The organism is Marinobacter daqiaonensis (assembly GCF_900115285.1).
Classification (GTDB): domain Bacteria; phylum Pseudomonadota; class Gammaproteobacteria; order Pseudomonadales; family Oleiphilaceae; genus Marinobacter; species Marinobacter daqiaonensis.
The window spans coordinates 1,151,061-1,168,124 of the sequence record NZ_FOYW01000001.1; the positions used below are offsets into that span (position 1 = coordinate 1,151,061).

The 17,064-nt window shown below is 60.7% G+C and carries 16 protein-coding genes; 10 read left to right on the forward strand and 6 right to left on the reverse strand.

The window, feature by feature from the left end:
- Window positions 1-5: 5 nt before the first annotated feature.
- The 9 genes from BM346_RS05275 to BM346_RS05315 all read left to right on the forward strand — a co-directional run bounded on the left by BM346_RS05275 (window position 6) and on the right by BM346_RS05315 (window position 9,242).
- A complete protein-coding gene (locus BM346_RS05275; RefSeq protein WP_092009516.1) occupies window positions 6-1,232 on the forward strand; it encodes a type II secretion system F family protein in 1,227 nt (408 codons plus the stop codon).
- A 131-nt stretch (window positions 1,233-1,363) separates the two neighbouring features.
- The gene (locus BM346_RS05280) at window positions 1,364-2,239 is read left to right on the forward strand and encodes a prepilin peptidase (protein WP_092009518.1); all 876 of its coding nucleotides are present in this window, start codon (window positions 1,364-1,366) and stop codon (window positions 2,237-2,239) included.
- A gap of 264 nt (window positions 2,240-2,503) precedes the next feature.
- Entirely contained in the window at window positions 2,504-3,115 is a 612-nt protein-coding gene (gene coaE / locus BM346_RS05285) for a dephospho-CoA kinase (RefSeq protein ID WP_092009520.1), read from the forward strand.
- Window positions 3,116-3,118: 3 nt separating this feature from the next.
- Window positions 3,119-4,198 (forward strand): hypothetical protein, encoded by a 1,080-nt coding sequence (locus BM346_RS05290; RefSeq protein WP_227662888.1) that lies wholly within the window; start codon window positions 3,119-3,121, stop codon window positions 4,196-4,198.
- Between the two features lie 9 nt (window positions 4,199-4,207).
- Window positions 4,208-4,942 carry a tRNA (N6-threonylcarbamoyladenosine(37)-N6)-methyltransferase TrmO gene (gene tsaA, locus BM346_RS05295; RefSeq protein ID WP_092009522.1) on the forward strand — a complete coding sequence of 245 codons (735 nt, stop codon included), beginning with the start codon at window positions 4,208-4,210 and terminating at the stop codon, window positions 4,940-4,942.
- A gap of 40 nt (window positions 4,943-4,982) precedes the next feature.
- A complete protein-coding gene (locus BM346_RS05300; protein WP_227662887.1) occupies window positions 4,983-7,352 on the forward strand; it encodes a response regulator in 2,370 nt (789 codons plus the stop codon).
- Window positions 7,353-7,362: 10 nt separating this feature from the next.
- Window positions 7,363-7,554 carry a DNA gyrase inhibitor YacG gene (gene yacG / locus BM346_RS05305; protein WP_092009524.1) on the forward strand — a complete coding sequence of 64 codons (192 nt, stop codon included), beginning with the start codon at window positions 7,363-7,365 and terminating at the stop codon, window positions 7,552-7,554.
- Window positions 7,555-7,686: 132 nt separating this feature from the next.
- Window positions 7,687-8,250 (forward strand): YfaZ family outer membrane protein, encoded by a 564-nt coding sequence (locus BM346_RS05310; protein WP_227662886.1) that lies wholly within the window; start codon window positions 7,687-7,689, stop codon window positions 8,248-8,250.
- 74 nt (window positions 8,251-8,324) lie between these two features.
- Window positions 8,325-9,242: a glucosaminidase domain-containing protein gene (locus BM346_RS05315; protein WP_092009527.1), complete on the forward strand. Its 918-nt coding sequence runs from the start codon at window positions 8,325-8,327 to the stop codon at window positions 9,240-9,242.
- Between the two features lie 7 nt (window positions 9,243-9,249).
- Here the strand turns inward: BM346_RS05315 and zapE are convergent, their stop codons facing one another.
- Window positions 9,250-10,347, reverse strand: coding sequence for a cell division protein ZapE (gene zapE / locus BM346_RS05320; RefSeq protein ID WP_092009529.1), 1,098 nt, complete (start codon window positions 10,345-10,347; stop codon window positions 9,250-9,252).
- 224 nt (window positions 10,348-10,571) lie between these two features.
- Here zapE and BM346_RS05325 point away from each other — a divergent pair, with 224 nt between their 5' ends.
- The gene (locus BM346_RS05325; protein ID WP_092009531.1) at window positions 10,572-11,015 is read left to right on the forward strand and encodes a Z-ring associated ZapG family protein; all 444 of its coding nucleotides are present in this window, start codon (window positions 10,572-10,574) and stop codon (window positions 11,013-11,015) included.
- A 239-nt stretch (window positions 11,016-11,254) separates the two neighbouring features.
- On the opposite strand, the gene BM346_RS05330 is transcribed toward BM346_RS05325, so the two are convergent.
- The 5 genes from BM346_RS05330 to murA all read right to left on the reverse strand — a co-directional run bounded on the left by BM346_RS05330 (window position 11,255) and on the right by murA (window position 17,057).
- Window positions 11,255-11,998 (reverse strand): Nif3-like dinuclear metal center hexameric protein, encoded by a 744-nt coding sequence (locus BM346_RS05330; RefSeq protein WP_092009533.1) that lies wholly within the window; start codon window positions 11,996-11,998, stop codon window positions 11,255-11,257.
- Between the two features lie 503 nt (window positions 11,999-12,501).
- Window positions 12,502-13,566: a histidinol-phosphate transaminase gene (hisC, locus tag BM346_RS05335; protein WP_092009534.1), complete on the reverse strand. Its 1,065-nt coding sequence runs from the start codon at window positions 13,564-13,566 to the stop codon at window positions 12,502-12,504.
- Window positions 13,567-13,576: 10 nt separating this feature from the next.
- Window positions 13,577-14,890 (reverse strand): histidinol dehydrogenase, encoded by a 1,314-nt coding sequence (gene hisD / locus BM346_RS05340; RefSeq protein ID WP_092009536.1) that lies wholly within the window; start codon window positions 14,888-14,890, stop codon window positions 13,577-13,579.
- A 194-nt stretch (window positions 14,891-15,084) separates the two neighbouring features.
- Entirely contained in the window at window positions 15,085-15,738 is a 654-nt protein-coding gene (gene hisG / locus BM346_RS05345; protein ID WP_092009537.1) for an ATP phosphoribosyltransferase, read from the reverse strand.
- Window positions 15,739-15,794: 56 nt separating this feature from the next.
- Window positions 15,795-17,057: a UDP-N-acetylglucosamine 1-carboxyvinyltransferase gene (gene murA, locus BM346_RS05350; RefSeq protein WP_092009539.1), complete on the reverse strand. Its 1,263-nt coding sequence runs from the start codon at window positions 17,055-17,057 to the stop codon at window positions 15,795-15,797.
- Window positions 17,058-17,064: the final 7 nt, after the last annotated feature.

The window sequence follows — 17,064 nt, forward strand, 5'->3', positions numbered from 1 at the left end:
CAAGTATGGCAACGGCAAACAGCTCAGAAAAGCTTCAGGCGTATGTCTGGGAAGGTAAGGACCGTAAAGGCAACAAAACCAAGGGAGAGGTGTCCGGTACCAATCTCGCCCTGGTGAAGGCCCAGTTGCGAAAGCAGGGCATCATGCCCAGCAAGGTCAAGAAAAAGCCCAAGCCCCTGTTTGGCGGCAGTAAGAAAATCACGCCTTTCGACATCGCCATGTTCACCCGGCAACTGGCCACGATGATGAAGGCGGGCGTGCCGCTGGTTCAGAGCTTTGACATCGTCGCGGATGGCCTTGAGAACAAGGGCCTTCAGGAACTGGTCATGTCCATTCGTAATGACGTGGCCTCGGGCACCAGTTTTGCGGGAGCCCTCAAGCGTCACCCAAAGCATTTTGACGACCTTTACTGCAACCTGGTGGAATCCGGCGAGAAGGCCGGTGCCCTGGAGCAGATGCTTGATCGGATTGCCACCTATCTTGAGAAAACGGAACTGCTCAAGAAAAAGGTCAAGAAGGCCATGACCTACCCAATCGCGGTTGTCGTGGTAGCTATTATTGTTACCGCGATACTTCTGGTAAAGGTGGTACCTCAGTTCGAAAGCCTGTTCCAGGGCTTTGGGGCCGAACTTCCTGTATTTACGCAGATGGTGGTGCAATTATCCGAATGGATGCAAAGTTGGTGGTTTGTGGTACTCATTGCCATTGTAGGAACCATTTACCTTTTCAAGGAAGCCAAAAGGCGATCTCAGAAATTCTCTGATCTGGTGGACAAGTACGTCCTCAAGCTGCCTATTGTCGGTGAAATTATAGACAAGTCCGCAGTGGCGAAATTCGGTCGTGTCCTTTCCACAACTTTCGCGTCAGGCGTACCACTGGTCGATGCCTTGGACTCGGTCGCTGGTGCGACTGGCAACGCGATTTACCGGGATGCCATCATGAAGATCAAGGATGAAGTGTCCGCAGGCGTTCAGTTACAGGCTGCCATGAAACAGACGGATGTCTTCCCGGTCATGGCTGTCCAGCTAACCGCCATTGGCGAGGAGTCCGGCAACCTCGATGAGATGCTGGAGAAAGTTGCCGACCATTATGAAGCCGTGGTGGACGACATGGTGGACAACCTTACCGCACTGATGGAGCCAATGATCATGGCCGTGCTGGGTGTGCTGGTGGGCGGCCTTATTATTGCCATGTACCTGCCGATCTTCCAGATGGGCAACGTCGTTGGTTGATCAGCGCTGGAATGATCACTACCTGTAGGAGCTGGCCTGCCAGCGAGGTGGTGGACTGCGGCCTCGAAGCCACCCTCCTCGCCAGCAGGCTGGCTCCTACAGTTTTTCGCCCCCAGATACATAGGTAATTGATGGCATTTCTCGACACCCTGTTGGGCACCCCCTGGCTTCTCTACCTTGTGGTCCTGTTTGTTTCCCTCTGCATCGGCAGTTTCCTGAACGTTGTCATTCTCCGGCTACCGAAGATGATGCAGCAGGAGTGGCGATGCCAGTGTGAGGATTTCCTCGCTATTCCTGAGAAGGGACGTAGCACTGAAGAGGCCATCACCCTATCGAAGCCTGCGTCCACCTGCCCCTCCTGCGGCCACCGTATCCGGCCCTGGGAGAACATTCCGGTTGTCAGCTACCTGCTTCTCCGTGGCAAGTGCAGTAACTGCAAGTCCCCGATATCCGCCCGCTACCCGCTGATTGAAACGGTTACGGCGCTTTTTTCATTGATCACCGTCTGGTTGCTTGGCCCCGATGTTGGAACTCTCTGGGCCCTGGTGCTGGTCTGGGCATTGATTGCCCTCACCATGATCGACTTCGATACCCAGCTGTTACCCGACAACATCACCCTGCCGTTGCTGTGGCTCGGGCTGGTACTCAACTACTTCGGCACTATCACGGACTTTACCAGTGCCTTCTGGGGCGCGGTGGCGGGTTACCTGTCGCTGTGGTCCGTGTACTGGCTGTTCAAACTTGTCACCGGCAAGGAAGGCATGGGGTACGGTGACTTCAAGCTGCTGGCGGCCCTGGGTGCCTGGCTGGGCTGGCAACTCCTGCCTGCCGTGATCCTTCTTTCCTCCCTGGTGGGCGCCATTGTCGGCATCAGCCTGATGGTCTTCCGCCGCCACGGCCGGGAAGTACCCATCCCCTTCGGCCCCTACCTGGCCGCCGCCGGCCTCTTGTCCCTGTGGTTCGGGGATGAAATACTAGCCGGCTGGTATGCGTGGCTTGGGGTTTAACACTTTTTTGCCGCGGAATCGGCGGAAGTACGCGGAAAAGACAGAGACGATTTTAGCCACGGAACCCACGGAAGGACACGGAAAAATAACGGGCTGCGGGAAACCCGAACTTTTGATGGCACCCGCAACCCATTCTTTTCTGTTGGTCTTTTCTTCCGTGTTTTCCGTGTTTTCCGTGTTTTCCGTGGATTCCGTGGCTATCCTTAATCCTTTCTTTCCGCGTACTTCCGCGGATTCCGCGGCCAAATAATAAAGAGGGTATTCATGGAGAATCCGGTGGTAATTGGCCTGACCGGCGGGATTGGTAGCGGCAAGTCCACGGTTGCGAAGATGTTTGGCGATCTGGGTGTGCATTGGGTGGACGCGGATATTGTGGCGCGGGAGGTGGTTGAGCCTGGCACGCCGGGTCTGGAGAAGATCGCCGAACATTTTGGCCAGGAGATTCTGCAGGAAGACGGTTCGCTGGACCGGGCCGCATTGCGCACCATTGTGTTCCGAGATCCCCATGAAAGGGAGTGGCTTGAGAGCCTGTTGCACCCGACCATCCGGGACGAGCTGGCGCGGCAGCTTCAACCGGAGGACTACGACCTGCCCTACGTGCTGCTGGTCTCCCCCCTCTTGCTGGAAACCGACCAGTACACCCTGGCCCGGAAGGTGATTGTGGTGGACGTTCCGGTCGAAACCCAGATTGAGCGGGCCATGGAGCGGGACGACAATCCCAGGGATCAGGTCGAGCGCATCATTGCCGCCCAGATGCCCAGGGAGCACCGTCTGGAGCGGGCTGACTACGTGATCGATAACGATCGGCCACTGGACCAGGTCCGCGACGTGGTCAGGGAACTGCACCTGAAGCTGCAGGACAAGGACTGGGACTGACGCTTGAACCTCCACCTGTCAGAGTATTCAAAAGCCGGGATATTCCGTTACTGGCTTCTGCCCGTGGCACTGCTCGCCCTTCCAATTTCGGCCTCTGCGCAACCGTCTCTCAGGGACGAGCTGTCGCTGGAGCGCCTGCCTGCGGACTTTTTCACGTTTGAGCCGGAGGAATACTGGCTTGAGCCCCGGGATTCCTACTGGATGAGCTTCTCCAACTGGGTGATCGGGCAGGAGCATGCGCAGTCCCAGCGCATCCAGGCCCTTGGGGCCTGGGCGGACCGCAGCCTGTCCGGCAACCCCAGGGCCATGCCCAACAACCAGAGCTATCTCCGCATCGGCTTCGCGGCCGAAGCAAGGACAGGAGAGCTGGCGAGCCTGGAGCCGGAAGCCCGGTTCAAGCTGGACCTGCCCACGGCGGAAGAGAAGTTGCGGGTGGTTGTGGAAAGCCAGAGTGATGAACTGATCCCCCTGGGGGAGCGTCGCCGGGACCGGCAGCTGACCGATGACCAGCGCTCGGACGGCACCGCGACCGGGGCACTGCGCTGGCTTGCCTCGTTGTCCGACACGGTCAACCTGAGCAACGATATCGGTGCCCGGCTTCGTTTTCCCCCGGACGCCTTCTGGCGGGCCACAGCGAAGGGGCGGTGGGAGCTGGATGAGGACTGGCGCCTGGTGGCGGATCAGCGGGTCTATTATTTTCACCAGGAGGGCTGGGGCGCCTCCACCTGGTTCGGCCTGAGCCGGGAACTGGGCAATGGCTGGGACTTCCTGGCCAGTACCGAGGCGGTCTGGGAGCATGATAATCGCGAGTTCGAACTCTCCCACGTTCTCAATTTTCACAAGATCCTCAATAACCGGGCCGAGCTGAATCCCCGCCTGGGAATACTGGGTGAGAGCAAGCCCAACTGGCGCACCACCAGCGTGTTCGCGGACCTCACCTGGCGTTACCGGCTTTACCACGACTGGCTTTATGGTGAGGTGATTCCCGGCATCGAGTTTCCCAGGGAGGATAGCTTCAAGGACCGCACGTCGCTGATCCTGCGGATTGAAATGTTCTTCTCCGGCGAAGTCCGGTCGCGCTAGGGAGCCCTTGTGCCGCGTCATCCTTCCAGGCCCGCCGTTGAAGCGCTGACCCTGACCCCCATTGCGATAACCCGTTCCTGCTTCCGGGACAAGTTCGGGGTTCCGAGGCAGCCCGGCCTTACCCGTAACGCCTGGGCGGATCTGTTGATTCAACCGCCTTTCAACCGGGAGGACGCATTCCGGGGCCTGGAGACCTGTACTCACCTCTGGCTGACCTTCCAGTTTCACGAAGCGGTAAGGGCCGAGTGGCGTCCGGTGGTCCGCCCTCCACGCCTGGGCGGCAATCGCAAGGTTGGTGTATTCGCCAGCCGCTCACCGTTCCGGCCCAACAGCCTTGGGCTGTCGGTGGTACGCAATGAGGGACTGGCCTACCGGGATGAGCAGCTGGTACTGCGGATCCGCGACCATGACCTGATCGACGGCACGCCCATCCTGGACATCAAACCCTATCTGCCCTTTGCCGACGCCATCGCCGATGCCCGCGTTGGCTGGGCCGGTGACGAGGCCCCGGAGCGGCTCCCCGTCCGCTTTTCAGAGGAGGCGGAGACCCAGGTTGCCGCTCTGCCCGCTGCGGACTACCCTGATCTCAGGGGACTGATCGAGGATATCGCCAGTTACGATCCGAGACCGTCCTTTCGACGGGGCCGGGCAGATGAAGACCGGGTTTACGGTGCCCATCTTTATGACCTGAACGTCCGTTTCCAGTTTGATAAGGCCGGTGCTGTTATTTTGACAGTCTGCTAGACTGGCCCATGGAGTCTGATATCACAAGGAATCAAGTGCCTTGTCTTTTTCTCGACCTATAACAGCGCCGACCCGCAGGTTGGGCGTGCGCCCCCTGGCTGTACGCCTGCTTCTCTATGTGCTGTTATTCAGCGTTCTGGTGGCGGTATCGGCCACAGCGATTCAGCTGTCTGGTGAAACCAGCCGCCGCCTGGACGAGATCCGGTCCCAGCAACTGAAAGCCGCTGAAATCGTGGAGGATCACCTCAGTCAGCAGCTCTGGCTGATGAATTTCGCCGAGGTGGAAAACATACTGGATGACCTACGGGCGTTTGACGTTATCCAGCATGCAGAGATCATCACACCCGCAGGTACCCAGTTCAGCACAGGCGTCTATCCGGAAGGCGATGTCATCAGCCATGAGCGCCCCCTGGTGGTGGAGCGCCCGCGAACCGGCGCCATGCCCCCGGTGGGGCGCCTCGTGCTTACGTCGTCCACGGAGCAGGTGCAGGCGGCTGTGTGGGACCGCGCTATCGCCCAGCTGCTGTTGCAGTCGGTCATTGTCATGCTCGGCACTCTGGGTCTGCTGTTCGTCATCCGCCTGATGCTGTCACGCCACCTGGAAACCATGGCCGACTACGCGGTACAACTCAACCTGGACACCCTGACCAAACCCCTTCGCCTCAACCGCAAGGCCCCCAGGTGGCCGGACGAACTCAGCGAGGTGGAACATGCACTCAACCAGATGCGCCAGAGGCTCCTGGAAGAGACCCGCGACCTCCGCCACACCAGCCAGCAGTCCAGCGACGAAAGGGATGAGGCAATCCGCGCCAACCATGCCAAGAATGTGTTTCTCGCCAACCTGAGCCACGAGCTGCGTATTCCACTGCAATCGGTGCTGGGTTACGCCAGCCTGCTGCACGACACCCAGCTGGACCAGGAACAGCGCGACTACGTGGACACCCTGCTTCATGCCGCCGAGGGTCTCTCCGCCATCATCAATGATCTGCTGGATATCTCCAGTATCGAGGCGGGAAAGCTGGAACTGGACCGGATCGAGTTCAACCTGCGCGACACCCTCAACGATCTCGTCGACATGCTCGGCCCCAGAGCCCGGGAAAAAGGCCTGGCGCTGGAGCTCCGGGTCGATCACAACCTGCCGGAGTGCCTGGTGGGAGACCCCATCCGTATTCGCCAGGTACTCCTGAACCTTACGTCCAATGCAATCCGGTATACGGACTCGGGCCATGTGCTGGTCGGTGCCGAATTGCTCGGTCACAAGGATGGCGACGCCCGAATCCGGCTTTCGGTGGAGGATACCGGCATTGGCATAAGCGCCGCCAACCTGCCCCTGATCTTCGAGCCCTATGTTCAGCTGGATACCCGTGCCCGCCGGCAGCTTACCGGGGCGGGCCTGGGTCTGACCATCTGCCGTCAGCTGGTCAGGCTCATGGATGGCCAACTCGACGTCGACAGTAGCCCCGGGGAAGGTTCCACCTTCTGGGTAGAGCTCGCCCTGGCGGAAGCCACCCAGAAAACCCCGCGTAGCCGCCTCAACCTCGGCAAGGTCCGGGGGCGCCGGGCCCTGGTTGTGGACTCCTACGCCCTCTCCCGCAAGATTACCCTCGAGATGCTGTCGCGGCTGGACATGGACATCGAGGCGGCCCGCTCCGGTACGGAAGCGCTGGCGGCACTGGCCACCGCCCAGGAGTCGGGCACACCCTTCGACGCCGTGATCCTGGACGGCTTTGTGCCCGACATGGACAGCGACCTGCTGTGCCAGCGAATCAGGAATAACCCCGAATGGGACCGTACCCGCATCTTCGTGCTCTCCGCCAACCCCCAGAGGGGCGATGGCGAACATTTCCGGGAAGCCGGTGCGGATGCGTTTCTGAGCAAGGCCCTCCGGGAATCCCGGCTGGCTCCCATCCTCAACCAGCTGTTCGAGGACGCGGAGAAGGGCCAGCGGCGGTTCCTGACCCGTTTCTCTCTCCAGGCGCCGGTTTCACCCCTGCCGGTGACCAGGCCCCTTCCCTGCGGACCCATGGACGTGCTGCTGGCGGAAGACAATCCTGTCAATCGGGCCCTGACCCAGCGGCTGCTGGAAAAACTCGGCTGCCACGTAACCACCGCGGCGGACGGCAGCCAGGCACTGGCGCTGTGGCGCGCCCAGCCCTTTGACCTGGTCTTCATGGACTGCGTCATGCCCGAGCTGGATGGTTACGAAGCCACTCGGCAGCTACGCCGGGAGGAAGTCACAAGGCGACTGGACCATACCCCGGTGATTGCCCTGACCGCCAGCGCCATGGAGCAGGACGAGGAACGCAGCCGCAAGGCCGGCATGGATGTGTTCGTGGCGAAGCCGGTAAATATCGACATGCTGAGGGCGGTTCTGGAACAATACTGTTCTGAAAGCCAACCTGAAATCTGAGAGATACTGAATGCTTGTCGATTGCCCTACCTGTAAGACTCCGGTGGAGTGGAGTGAGAAGAATCCCCATCGCCCTTTCTGTTCCGATCGCTGTCGTCTCATCGACCTGGGGGCGTGGGCCAGCGAGGACTATCGCATCCCCTCCCGGGAGCCCGTGTCCGAAGACGACCTGATAAACCCTGATCACCACGACACCCATTAAGGTCGTGAGGCCATCGCTCCGTGACCGACAGCGGATAAACGGAGTTTAAGTTGAGGGACCGGGCGCCGGGGGTTAACATGCCATCCATTCGGTTTTTTACCGCCTGATCATCAATCCAGAGGTAGCCCCATCATGTTTTTACGGACTTCTGCCATCGCCGCGACCCTGACTCTGTTCGCCGCCCCCGCCTTTGCCGCGGACGCGGATTTCAGCCTGACCAACGACTCCGTCAAGGGCCAGGTCAACTTCTTTGACGGCCGCTCCGATATCCAGGCTGGTGCCGGTTACACCTACCACGAGGGTTCCCGTCACCTGCTCAACGGTGACTTCCACGCCCAGGGCCGCACCGCCCTCGGCAACCTGCCCACCACCGCCGGTATCGGTTTCCGCGGCCTGGCCTGGGACGACGATGACAATCTCGACGGCGGCGCCATCGGTATCGGCGGCTTTGGTACGGTGAACATTCCAACCGTTCCGGGCCTGTCCTTCTACGGCAGCGCCCATTACGCGCCCAGCATCCTGTCTTTCGGTGATTCCGACGACCTCACCAACATTGAAGTCAGGGCCAGCTACCGGGTGATCCGCAATGCGGAAGTCTTCGCCGGTTACCGCTATATCAACACCGATATCGACGGCGCCAGCGGGGATCTCAACCTGGATGAGGGTATCCTGGCCGGCCTGAAAATCTACTTCTGAAACAAACCCATACAGATCTCTCCCGTTCTGGCTGTTAGACTGACGCCGTCTGACAGCCAAATACGAGGAAGCCGATGTCTGCAGGTTTGAGAAGTACCCTCCTGATCGCCCCACTGGTTGCCATCATCCTCTGGGGCGCGCTTTACACGCCGCCTCCCTACACCGTCTCGACGGAAGACGATGACATTGAGCTGGCGAGTCTTCCGGATCTGCCGGACTGGATCAATGAACGGCTCCCGAACTTTGATCACTACACCGACGTCACTGAAAAGAAGGAGGCCTTCTTTGCCTATCTGTACAGCCGCACTTTGCTGGCCAATAGCCGGATCCTGCTCCAGCGCCAGCACCTGAAGAACCTCCAGGCCAGTGACACCCTGACGGAAGAGGACCAGCAATGGCTGGCACGGCAGGCAGAGCGCCTGCGCGTGGATGAGGACAATGGCACGGAGGAGATGTTCGAGTTGTTGCTGAAGCGTCTGGACACCATTCCGCCATCGCTGGTGCTGGCCCAGGCCGCCAATGAATCGGCCTGGGGAACCTCCCGCTTCGCCCAACAGGGCAACAACCTGTTCGGCCAGTGGTGTTTTTCACCGGGCTGCGGCCTGATCCCCCTGGGCCGGCCCGAAGGCGCCTCCTATGAGGTGGCCAGCTTTCGCTCCGCCTATCATTCGGTACGGGCCTATATCCAGAACCTGAACCGTCATCCCGCCTACCAGTCCCTGCGGGACCTGCGGCAACAGTTGCGGAACAAGGGGCAGCATCCCACGGGTGTCCAGCTCGCCGCCGGTCTGGGGAGCTACTCGGAACGGGGTGACGAGTACATCCGGGAACTTCGTGAAATGATCCGCTACAACAACCTGCCCTGGTACGACCAGCGTTACCGGGAAACCATCGTCAGCCGTGACAACCTGGAGGGTCTCATGGAGCTGGCAACCGCTCCGGAGAAACGGTTGCAGCCCGACTACGACCCGGACCCGGAAACGGCGGAGTAATCCTCCGTCAGGCCTTGTGGGGCGCTTCCAGGTATTCCTGTGACTGCATCTCGAGCAGCCGGGATTCGGTGCGTTCAAACTCGAAGCCCAGGCGCCCTCCGGCGTAGAGCCCGGTGATGGGCGCCTCGGCGGAAATGATCACCTTGACGTTACGGTCATAGAACTCGTCGATCATGTTGATGAAACGACGGGCCTGGTCATCCTTGTCGCCCCCGAGCACGGGCACATTGGAGATGATAATGGCGTGAAATTCCCGGGCCAGTTCGATGTAATCGTTCTGGCTCCGGGGGCCATCGCAAAGCTCCCGGAACTCGAACCACACCACGTCTTCGGCATGGGCCCTTGCCTGCAGCTTGCGGCCATTGATCTCAAGGTTCAGGGAGTGGGCGCCGGCCTCCACCGCCAGGGCGTCAAAACTCTGCTGGAGGCTGATGTCCGCCTGCTCGTCCAACGGTGAATGGTACAGTTCGGCCTGCTCCAGGGTACGAAGGCGGTAGTCCACCCCGCCGTCCACATTCACCACCTCGGTGTGTTTCTTGACCAGCTCGATGGCAGGCAGGAAGCGCGCCCGCTGGAGGCCGTCCTTGTACAGACCGTCCGGCGGGATGTTCGAGGTGCACACCAGGGTGACTCCCCGACTGAAAAGCCCGTCCATCAGCGTAGCCAGGATCATGGCATCGCCAATATCGGACACGAAGAACTCGTCAAAGCAGATAACCCGGGCCTCATCGGCAAACCGGGCAGCCACTTTCTCAAGGGGATTCTTCTCGCCCTTGAGTCCCTTCAGTTCCCGGTGAACCCGCTGCATGAAGCGGTGGAAATGGACCCGCATCTTGCGCTCGAAGGGCAGCGATTCGAAGAAGGTATCCATGAGGTAGGTCTTGCCACGGCCGACGCCGCCCCAGAAGTACAATCCCTTGACCGGTTCCTCGCGCCCCTTGCGAACCTTCAGCTTGAGTTTCTGCAACGGCTTGTTGCGCTCGTTCTCGGCTTCCACCAGTTTGTCATACAGAGCCTGCAGCCGGCGTACCGCGTCTTCCTGTGCGGAATCCTTCAGAAAATCCGGACGTTGCAGATCTTGCTGGTAACGTTCCCAGGGTGTCATTCAGAGCTTGCCCCTCATCAGGTGATCAACATCGGGGTGATTGGTCAGGGCGCGTATTGTCGCTGATTTTGACGGCGTTCGCCATTTTTCGGGTGTTCTCAGGGGCTTTGCCGGGATAAGACTTTCGCAGGGGAGGAAGGCCATGGGCAGTGCCTGCCTTTAACGGTTATACTCGACGTATAATCATTCCGAGCCAAATGGACTTCCGACAGGACGACTACTCTATGACAAACCTGATTCTGGCCGCTGTTGCCGCACTCGCCGTAGGACTTATTATTGGCCTGCTTATTGGTCGATCCAGCCAGAGCAGTAGCCTGCGCCAGCGCCGTGCCGAACAGCAGGTTGAAGAGCTGCGCAGCGAATATACCCGCTACCAGGCCCAGGTGAACGAACATTTCATGGAATCGGCCCACCTCCTCCGTCGCTTCAACGATGCCTTCAGTGACGTCAATCAGCACATGGCCCGGGGCGCCAACCGGCTGGCCAACGACGATGAATGGCTGAACGAACTGGAACAGGACAAGAAACGTGCCCGCCTGGCCGACGGTAGCCAGGACGACGACGCCGAGCCGCCGCGGGACTATGCTCCCAAGAAGGACCCGGCCGAGAAAGGCACCCTGGCTGAGGACTATGGCCTGAGCGACGAACAGAAGAAGGCCAAGGCCTGATTTTTTGTCGCGGCACCCGCGGAAAAGATAAAAAAGACTGATTTAGCCACGGAATCCACGGAAGAACACGGAAAAAAGAACGAAAAAAATCGGGTTGCGGGCATTGCGATACGTTTGATGGCTCCCGCTATCCCAGTCTCTGTTTTATCTTTTCCTTCCGTGTTCTTCCGTGGATTCCGTGGCTAATTTCTTTCGCTTTTCTTTCCGCGTACTTCCGCGGGTTCCGCGGCTAACCATCCTTAGACCGGGTTATCGCAATCGATAAAGCGGTGCTCCACCCCGAACTCCTTTGCCAGGGCCTCGCCCAGGGCCTGTACCCCATAGCGCTCGGTGGCGTGGTGCCCGGCGCCGTAGTAGTGGATTCCGCATTCCCGGGCGGTGTGGGTGGTGGGCTCCGAGGCTTCTCCGCTGATGTAGGCATCCACCCCGGCTTCCAGAGCCATTGTGATATATCCCTGGGCGGCCCCTGTGCACCAGGCCACGCGCCGGATCTCCTCGGCGCCAGCGCCTACATGGAGGGGCTGGCGGTTGAGGCGGTCTCCGAGATACGCAGAGAAGGCATCCGGTGTCATGGGTTCGTCCAGCTCCCCCTCCCACAGCAATCCGGCAAGTGGGCGGGGATTGCGGATTCCCAGCACTTCCGCCAGCTGACGGTTGTTGCCGAACTCCGGGTGATCGTCCAGCGGCAGATGATAAGCCACCAGGCTTATGTTGTTGGCGAGCAGCGTCCCGATGCGTTTCTTTTTCATGCCGACGACGGCCTGGGGCTCTCCCTTCCAGAAATACCCGTGATGCACCAGCACCATATCCGCGCCGGCTTCCACGGCCGCATCGAGCAGCGCCTGGGAGGCGGTGACGCCGGTAACGAGGGTGCGCACCTCATCCTTGCCTTCCACCTGCAGACCGTTCGGGCAGTAATCCTGGAAATTTTCTGGGGTGAGCCATTCTTCCAGCTTCCGGATCAGCTCGGCGCGACTTGGCATCGGAGTTCTCCTGTGGTTCAGATGATTTGAGCCACAAATTGTACCTGAAACCGGAGAGCCCCCCACAACCTGTAGGAGCTGGCCTGCCAGCGAGGAGGGGGACTCCGGGCCCTGGCGCTGTCCTCTTCGCCAGCAGGCTGGCTCCTACAGGGTGCGGCCTTCAGGCTGGCGGGTACCCGTGACTGTAGGAGCTGGCCTGCCAGCGAGGAGGTGGACTCTGGGCCCTGGTGCTGCCCTCCTCGCCAGCAGGCTGGCTCCTACAGGGTGGGACCTCCAGGCTGGCGGGTACCCGCGACTGTAGGAGCTGGCCTGCCAGCGAGGAGGGGGACTCCGGGCCTTGGCGCTGGCCTCTTCGCCAGCAGGCTGGCTCCTACAGGGTGGGGATCTCCGGGCTGGCGGGTCCCCGCGACTGTAGGAGCTGGCCTGGCAGTGAGGAGGTGGACTCCGGGCCTTAGTGCTGCCCTCCTCGCCAGCAGGCTGGCTCCTACAGGGGGTGGTGTGGCTCAGGTTGCCTGGAGGAGGGTTCCCAGGGCGATCAATAACTCGTTGTTCTGCTCCGGCGTGCCGATGGTGATCCGCAGGAAGTTGTCGATCCGGGGCTTGTCGAAATGGCGGACGATGATGCCCTGCTCTCGTAGTGCCTGGGCCAGTGCTGCGCCCTTGTGCTCACGGTGCTGGCAGAACACGAAATTGGCGGCGGATGGCAGGACGTCGAAACCCCGCTCTGCGAGCCCTGCAGTCACTCGCTCCCGCTCGTCGATCACGCGCTGCCGGGTCTCCTGGAACCAGGCGTCATCCTCGAAGGCGGCGGCAGCGCCCGCCTGGGCGAGGCGGTCCAGTGGGTAGGAATTAAAGCTGTTCTTGACCCGGTTCAGGGCCTCGATGAGGTCCTTGTGACCAATCGCCAGGCCGACCCTGAGGCCCGCCAGGGAGCGGGCTTTCGAGAGGGTCTGGCTGACCAGGAGATTGGGGTAACGGTCCACCAGGGCAACCGCTGTCTCTCCCCCGAAATCCACATAGGCCTCATCCACAACCACAACGCTGTCCGGGTTGCCTCCGACGATGCGCTCCACCTCCTTCAGTGAAAGGCAGCAACCGGTGGGCGCATTGGGGTTCGGGAAGATAATGCCGCCGTTTGGCTGGTCATAGTCCTCCGGACGAATCCTGAAATTCTCGTCGAGGGGCACCGGACGGCTTTCCACCCCGTACAGGCCGCAGTAGACCGGGTAGAAGCTGTAGGTGATGTCCGGGAACAGAATCGGTCTGTCCTGCTTGAGCAGCCCGTGAAAGATATGGGCCAGCACTTCGTCGGAGCCGTTACCCACGAACACCTGATTGGCGGCAACGCCATAGTATCGGGCGATGACCTCCCGCAGGTGTTCGCTCTCGGGGTCCGGATACAGCTTGAGGCCCTCATCGAGCTGCTCACGGATGGCTTCAAGCACCCGCGGTGACGGTCCGTAGGGGTTTTCGTTGGTATTGAGCTTCACCAGCCGCTGCATTTTGGGCTGCTCGCCGGGCACGTAGGGCTTGAGCTCGCGTACAAGGGGACTCCAGTATTTGCTCATGAAGGTTCCCCTACTGATCCTGGTCCAGGCGGTATTCCGCCGAGCGGGCGTGCGCTGTCAGCCCCTCGCCCCGGGCCAGTACCGACGCGACCCGGCCCATACGGTCGGCGCCCGCCGCGCTGAAGCCGATAAGCGATGAGCGCTTCTGGAAGTCGTACACCCCCAAGGGCGATGAGAACCGCGCGGTGCCTGATGTCGGCAGAACGTGATTCGGCCCGGCGCAGTAATCCCCAAGGGCTTCGGCCGTGTACCGGCCGAGGAAGATGGCCCCGGCGTGACGGATCTTCTCCGCCAGTGCCTGGGGGTCCGCCACCGACAGCTCCAGGTGTTCCGGAGCAATCCGGTTGGAGACCTCAGCCGCCTCATCCAGGTCTTTTACCTGGATCAGCGCGCCCCGGTCAGTGAGGGATCTGGCGATAATCTCGCCCCGCTCCATGGTCACCACCAGTTTGCGAATGCTGGCTTCCACCGCGTCCAGGAAGGCCGCGTCAGGACTCAACAGGATGGACTGGGCCTGCTCATCGTGCTCGGCCTGGGAGAACAGGTCCATGGCAATCCAGTCCGGATCCGTCTGGCCGTCGCAGATCACCAGGATCTCCGAGGGCCCGGCAATCATGTCGATGCCCACGGTACCGAACACCTCCCGCTTGGCAGTCGCCACAAAGATGTTGCCCGGCCCCACGATCTTGTCCACCGCCGGCACCGTCTCGGTACCATAGGCCAGGGCACCGACCGCCTGGGCTCCGCCGAGAGTGAACACCCGGTCCACCCCTGCAATCGCGGCCGCCGCGAGCACCATATCGTTCACCACACCGGCCGGGGTGGGCACCACCATGATGATCTCGGCCACTCCCGCCACCTTTGCGGGAAGTGCATTCATCAGCACCGACGACGGATAGGCGGCCTTGCCGCCGGGCACGTAGATACCGACCCGGTCCAGGGGAGTCACCTTCTGGCCCAGCACGGTGCCATCGGCATCCTCATACTGCCAGGAGTCCTGACGCTGACGCTGGTGATAGTCCCGGATCCGGTCCGCGGCTGCCTCCAGGGCATCCCGCTGGTCCGCGGGAATCCGCTCCAGAGCCTGCTCGAGCCGCGCCTGCGACATCTCCAGCTCGGCCATGGAGGCCACCTCGAGCTGGTCGAACTTCGCGGTAAACTCCATGACCGCCGCATCACCCCTCAGCTTCACTTCACCCAGGATATGGCGGACCGACTCGTTTACCTGATGATCCACGCTGTCGTCCCAGGCCAGTAGCCTGTTAAGCGCATCATCAAAACCTGCCTCAGAAGCAGAAAGTCTGGTAATCGATATATCGGTCATAAGGTCACCTGCGGTTAACTCCCAAGAAGTCCGGATGGGCCGGGAAGCCTTTCCAGGACCGTCGAACGCCAGGGAAGGCGTTCGTCGAGCCCTACATGGACGTACTTGCGGGGCGTGTCCTGGAAAGGCTTGCCGGCTCAGCCGGACGGAAGGACAAACTCATAAACTCGAAATTCAAATGCTGGAACTCAGGTTCAGGCCGGAACAGTGCGACGGGCCTCAACAGCAGCCCCCATCTTCTCAATGATGGGCTGCAACAAATCATGCTTCATCTTCATGGACGCCCGGTTAGCCACCAGCCGGGTGCTGATATTCTCGATCAGATCCCGCGGCTCCAGCCCGTTCGCCTTAAGGGTATTGCCGGTATCCACAATATCCACGATTTCATCCGCCAGCCCGAGAATCGGTGCCAGCTCCATCGCCCCGTAGAGCTTGATGATGTCCGCCTGGCGTCCCTGGGCCGCATAGTAGCGCCGGGCCAGGTTCACGAACTTGGTGGCCACCCGCAGACGTCCCCTGGGCGCCGGCTGGCCCTTGACCCCGGCCGTCATCAGCCGGCAGCGGGCAATATTGAGATCCAGAGGCTCGTAAAGACCATCACCCCCGTGCTCCATCAGCACATCCTTGCCGGTTACCCCGAGATCCGCCCCGCCATACTGGACATAGGTTGGCACATCGGTGGCCCGGATGATCAACAACCTCACATTGGGGTCCGTGGAGGGAAAAACCAGCTTCCGTGACTTGCTGATGTCATCCACAAACTCGATACCCGCTTCTTTCAGCAAGGGAATGGTTTCGTCAAGAATGCGGCCCTTTGACAGGGCTATGGTAATCGCCGTTTCGGTCATCGGTTGTAGTGTTCCTTAACACAAGGTCCGGTCTGAACGTCCTGACTGCCCTGGAGTCACGCCGGCATCCGGCGGATACTCGCTCCCAGAAGCTGAAGTTTCTCCTCGATGCATTCGTAACCGCGGTCAATGTGGTAGATGCGATCGACAATCGTATCGCCATTTGCCACCAGTCCGGCGATAACCAGGCTGGCCGAGGCCCGCAGGTCCGTTGCCATCACCGGAGCACCGGTCAGGTGAGGCACGCCCTTAATAATCGCCGCGTTGCCCTCGAGGGTGATGTCGGCGCCCATGCGGCTCAGCTCCTGGATGTGCATGAAGCGATTCTCGAATACCGTCTCGACGATGGTCCCGGTACCCTCGGCCACGGTGTTCATGGCGGCAAACTGGGCCTGCATGTCCGTCGGAAAGGCCGGATAGGGAGCAGTACGAAGGGAAACCGCCCTTGGACGGTTGCCCTTCATGTCCAGCTCGATCCAGTCCTTGCCGGTGCTGATGTGGGCCCCTGCCTCTTCCAGCTTCAGCAGTACCGCTTCAAGCAGATTTTCACGGGTGTCCTTCAAGCGCACCCGGCCACCGGTGGCCGCCGCGGCCACCAGGTAGGTCCCGGTCTCCACTCGGTCCGGCATCACATCGTAGTGACAGCCGTGGAGGCGCTCCACGCCGTGGATTTCAATGGTAGCGGTGCCATGGCCCCGGACATCGGCACCCATGGCAATCAGGCATTCCGCCAGGTCCACCACTTCCGGTTCACGGGCGGCGTTCTCGAGAATGGTGACCCCGTCCGCCAGGGCAGCGGCCATCATGAGGTTTTCGGTACCGGTCACGGTCACCGTATCGAGAAAAATGTGGGCGCCCTTGAGGCGGCCATTGGACTTGGCATAGATGTATCCGTTCTCCACCCTCACTTCGGCCCCCATCATCTCGAGACCGTGGATGTGGAGGTTTACCGGTCGGCTGCCGATGGCGCACCCGCCCGGCAGGGAAACCACCGCTTCGCCGAAGTGAGCCACCAACGGCCCAAGCACCAGGATCGAGGCGCGCATGGTCTTGACCAGCTCGTAGGGGGCGACCGTTTCCTTGATGGTGCTGGCATCCACCTGCACGCTCATTTTCTCGTCGATCATCAGCTCGATGCCCATGCGACCGAGCAGCTCGATCATGGTGGTGACATCGTTGAGATGAGGCAGATTGCCGACGGTCACTGGCTCATCAGCCAGAAGGGTGGCGGCGAGAATGGGCAGGGCCGAGTTCTTGGCGCCGGAGATGCGTATCTCGCCGTCAAGTGGCTTACCGCCCCGGATCAGTAATTTATCCACAATAGTA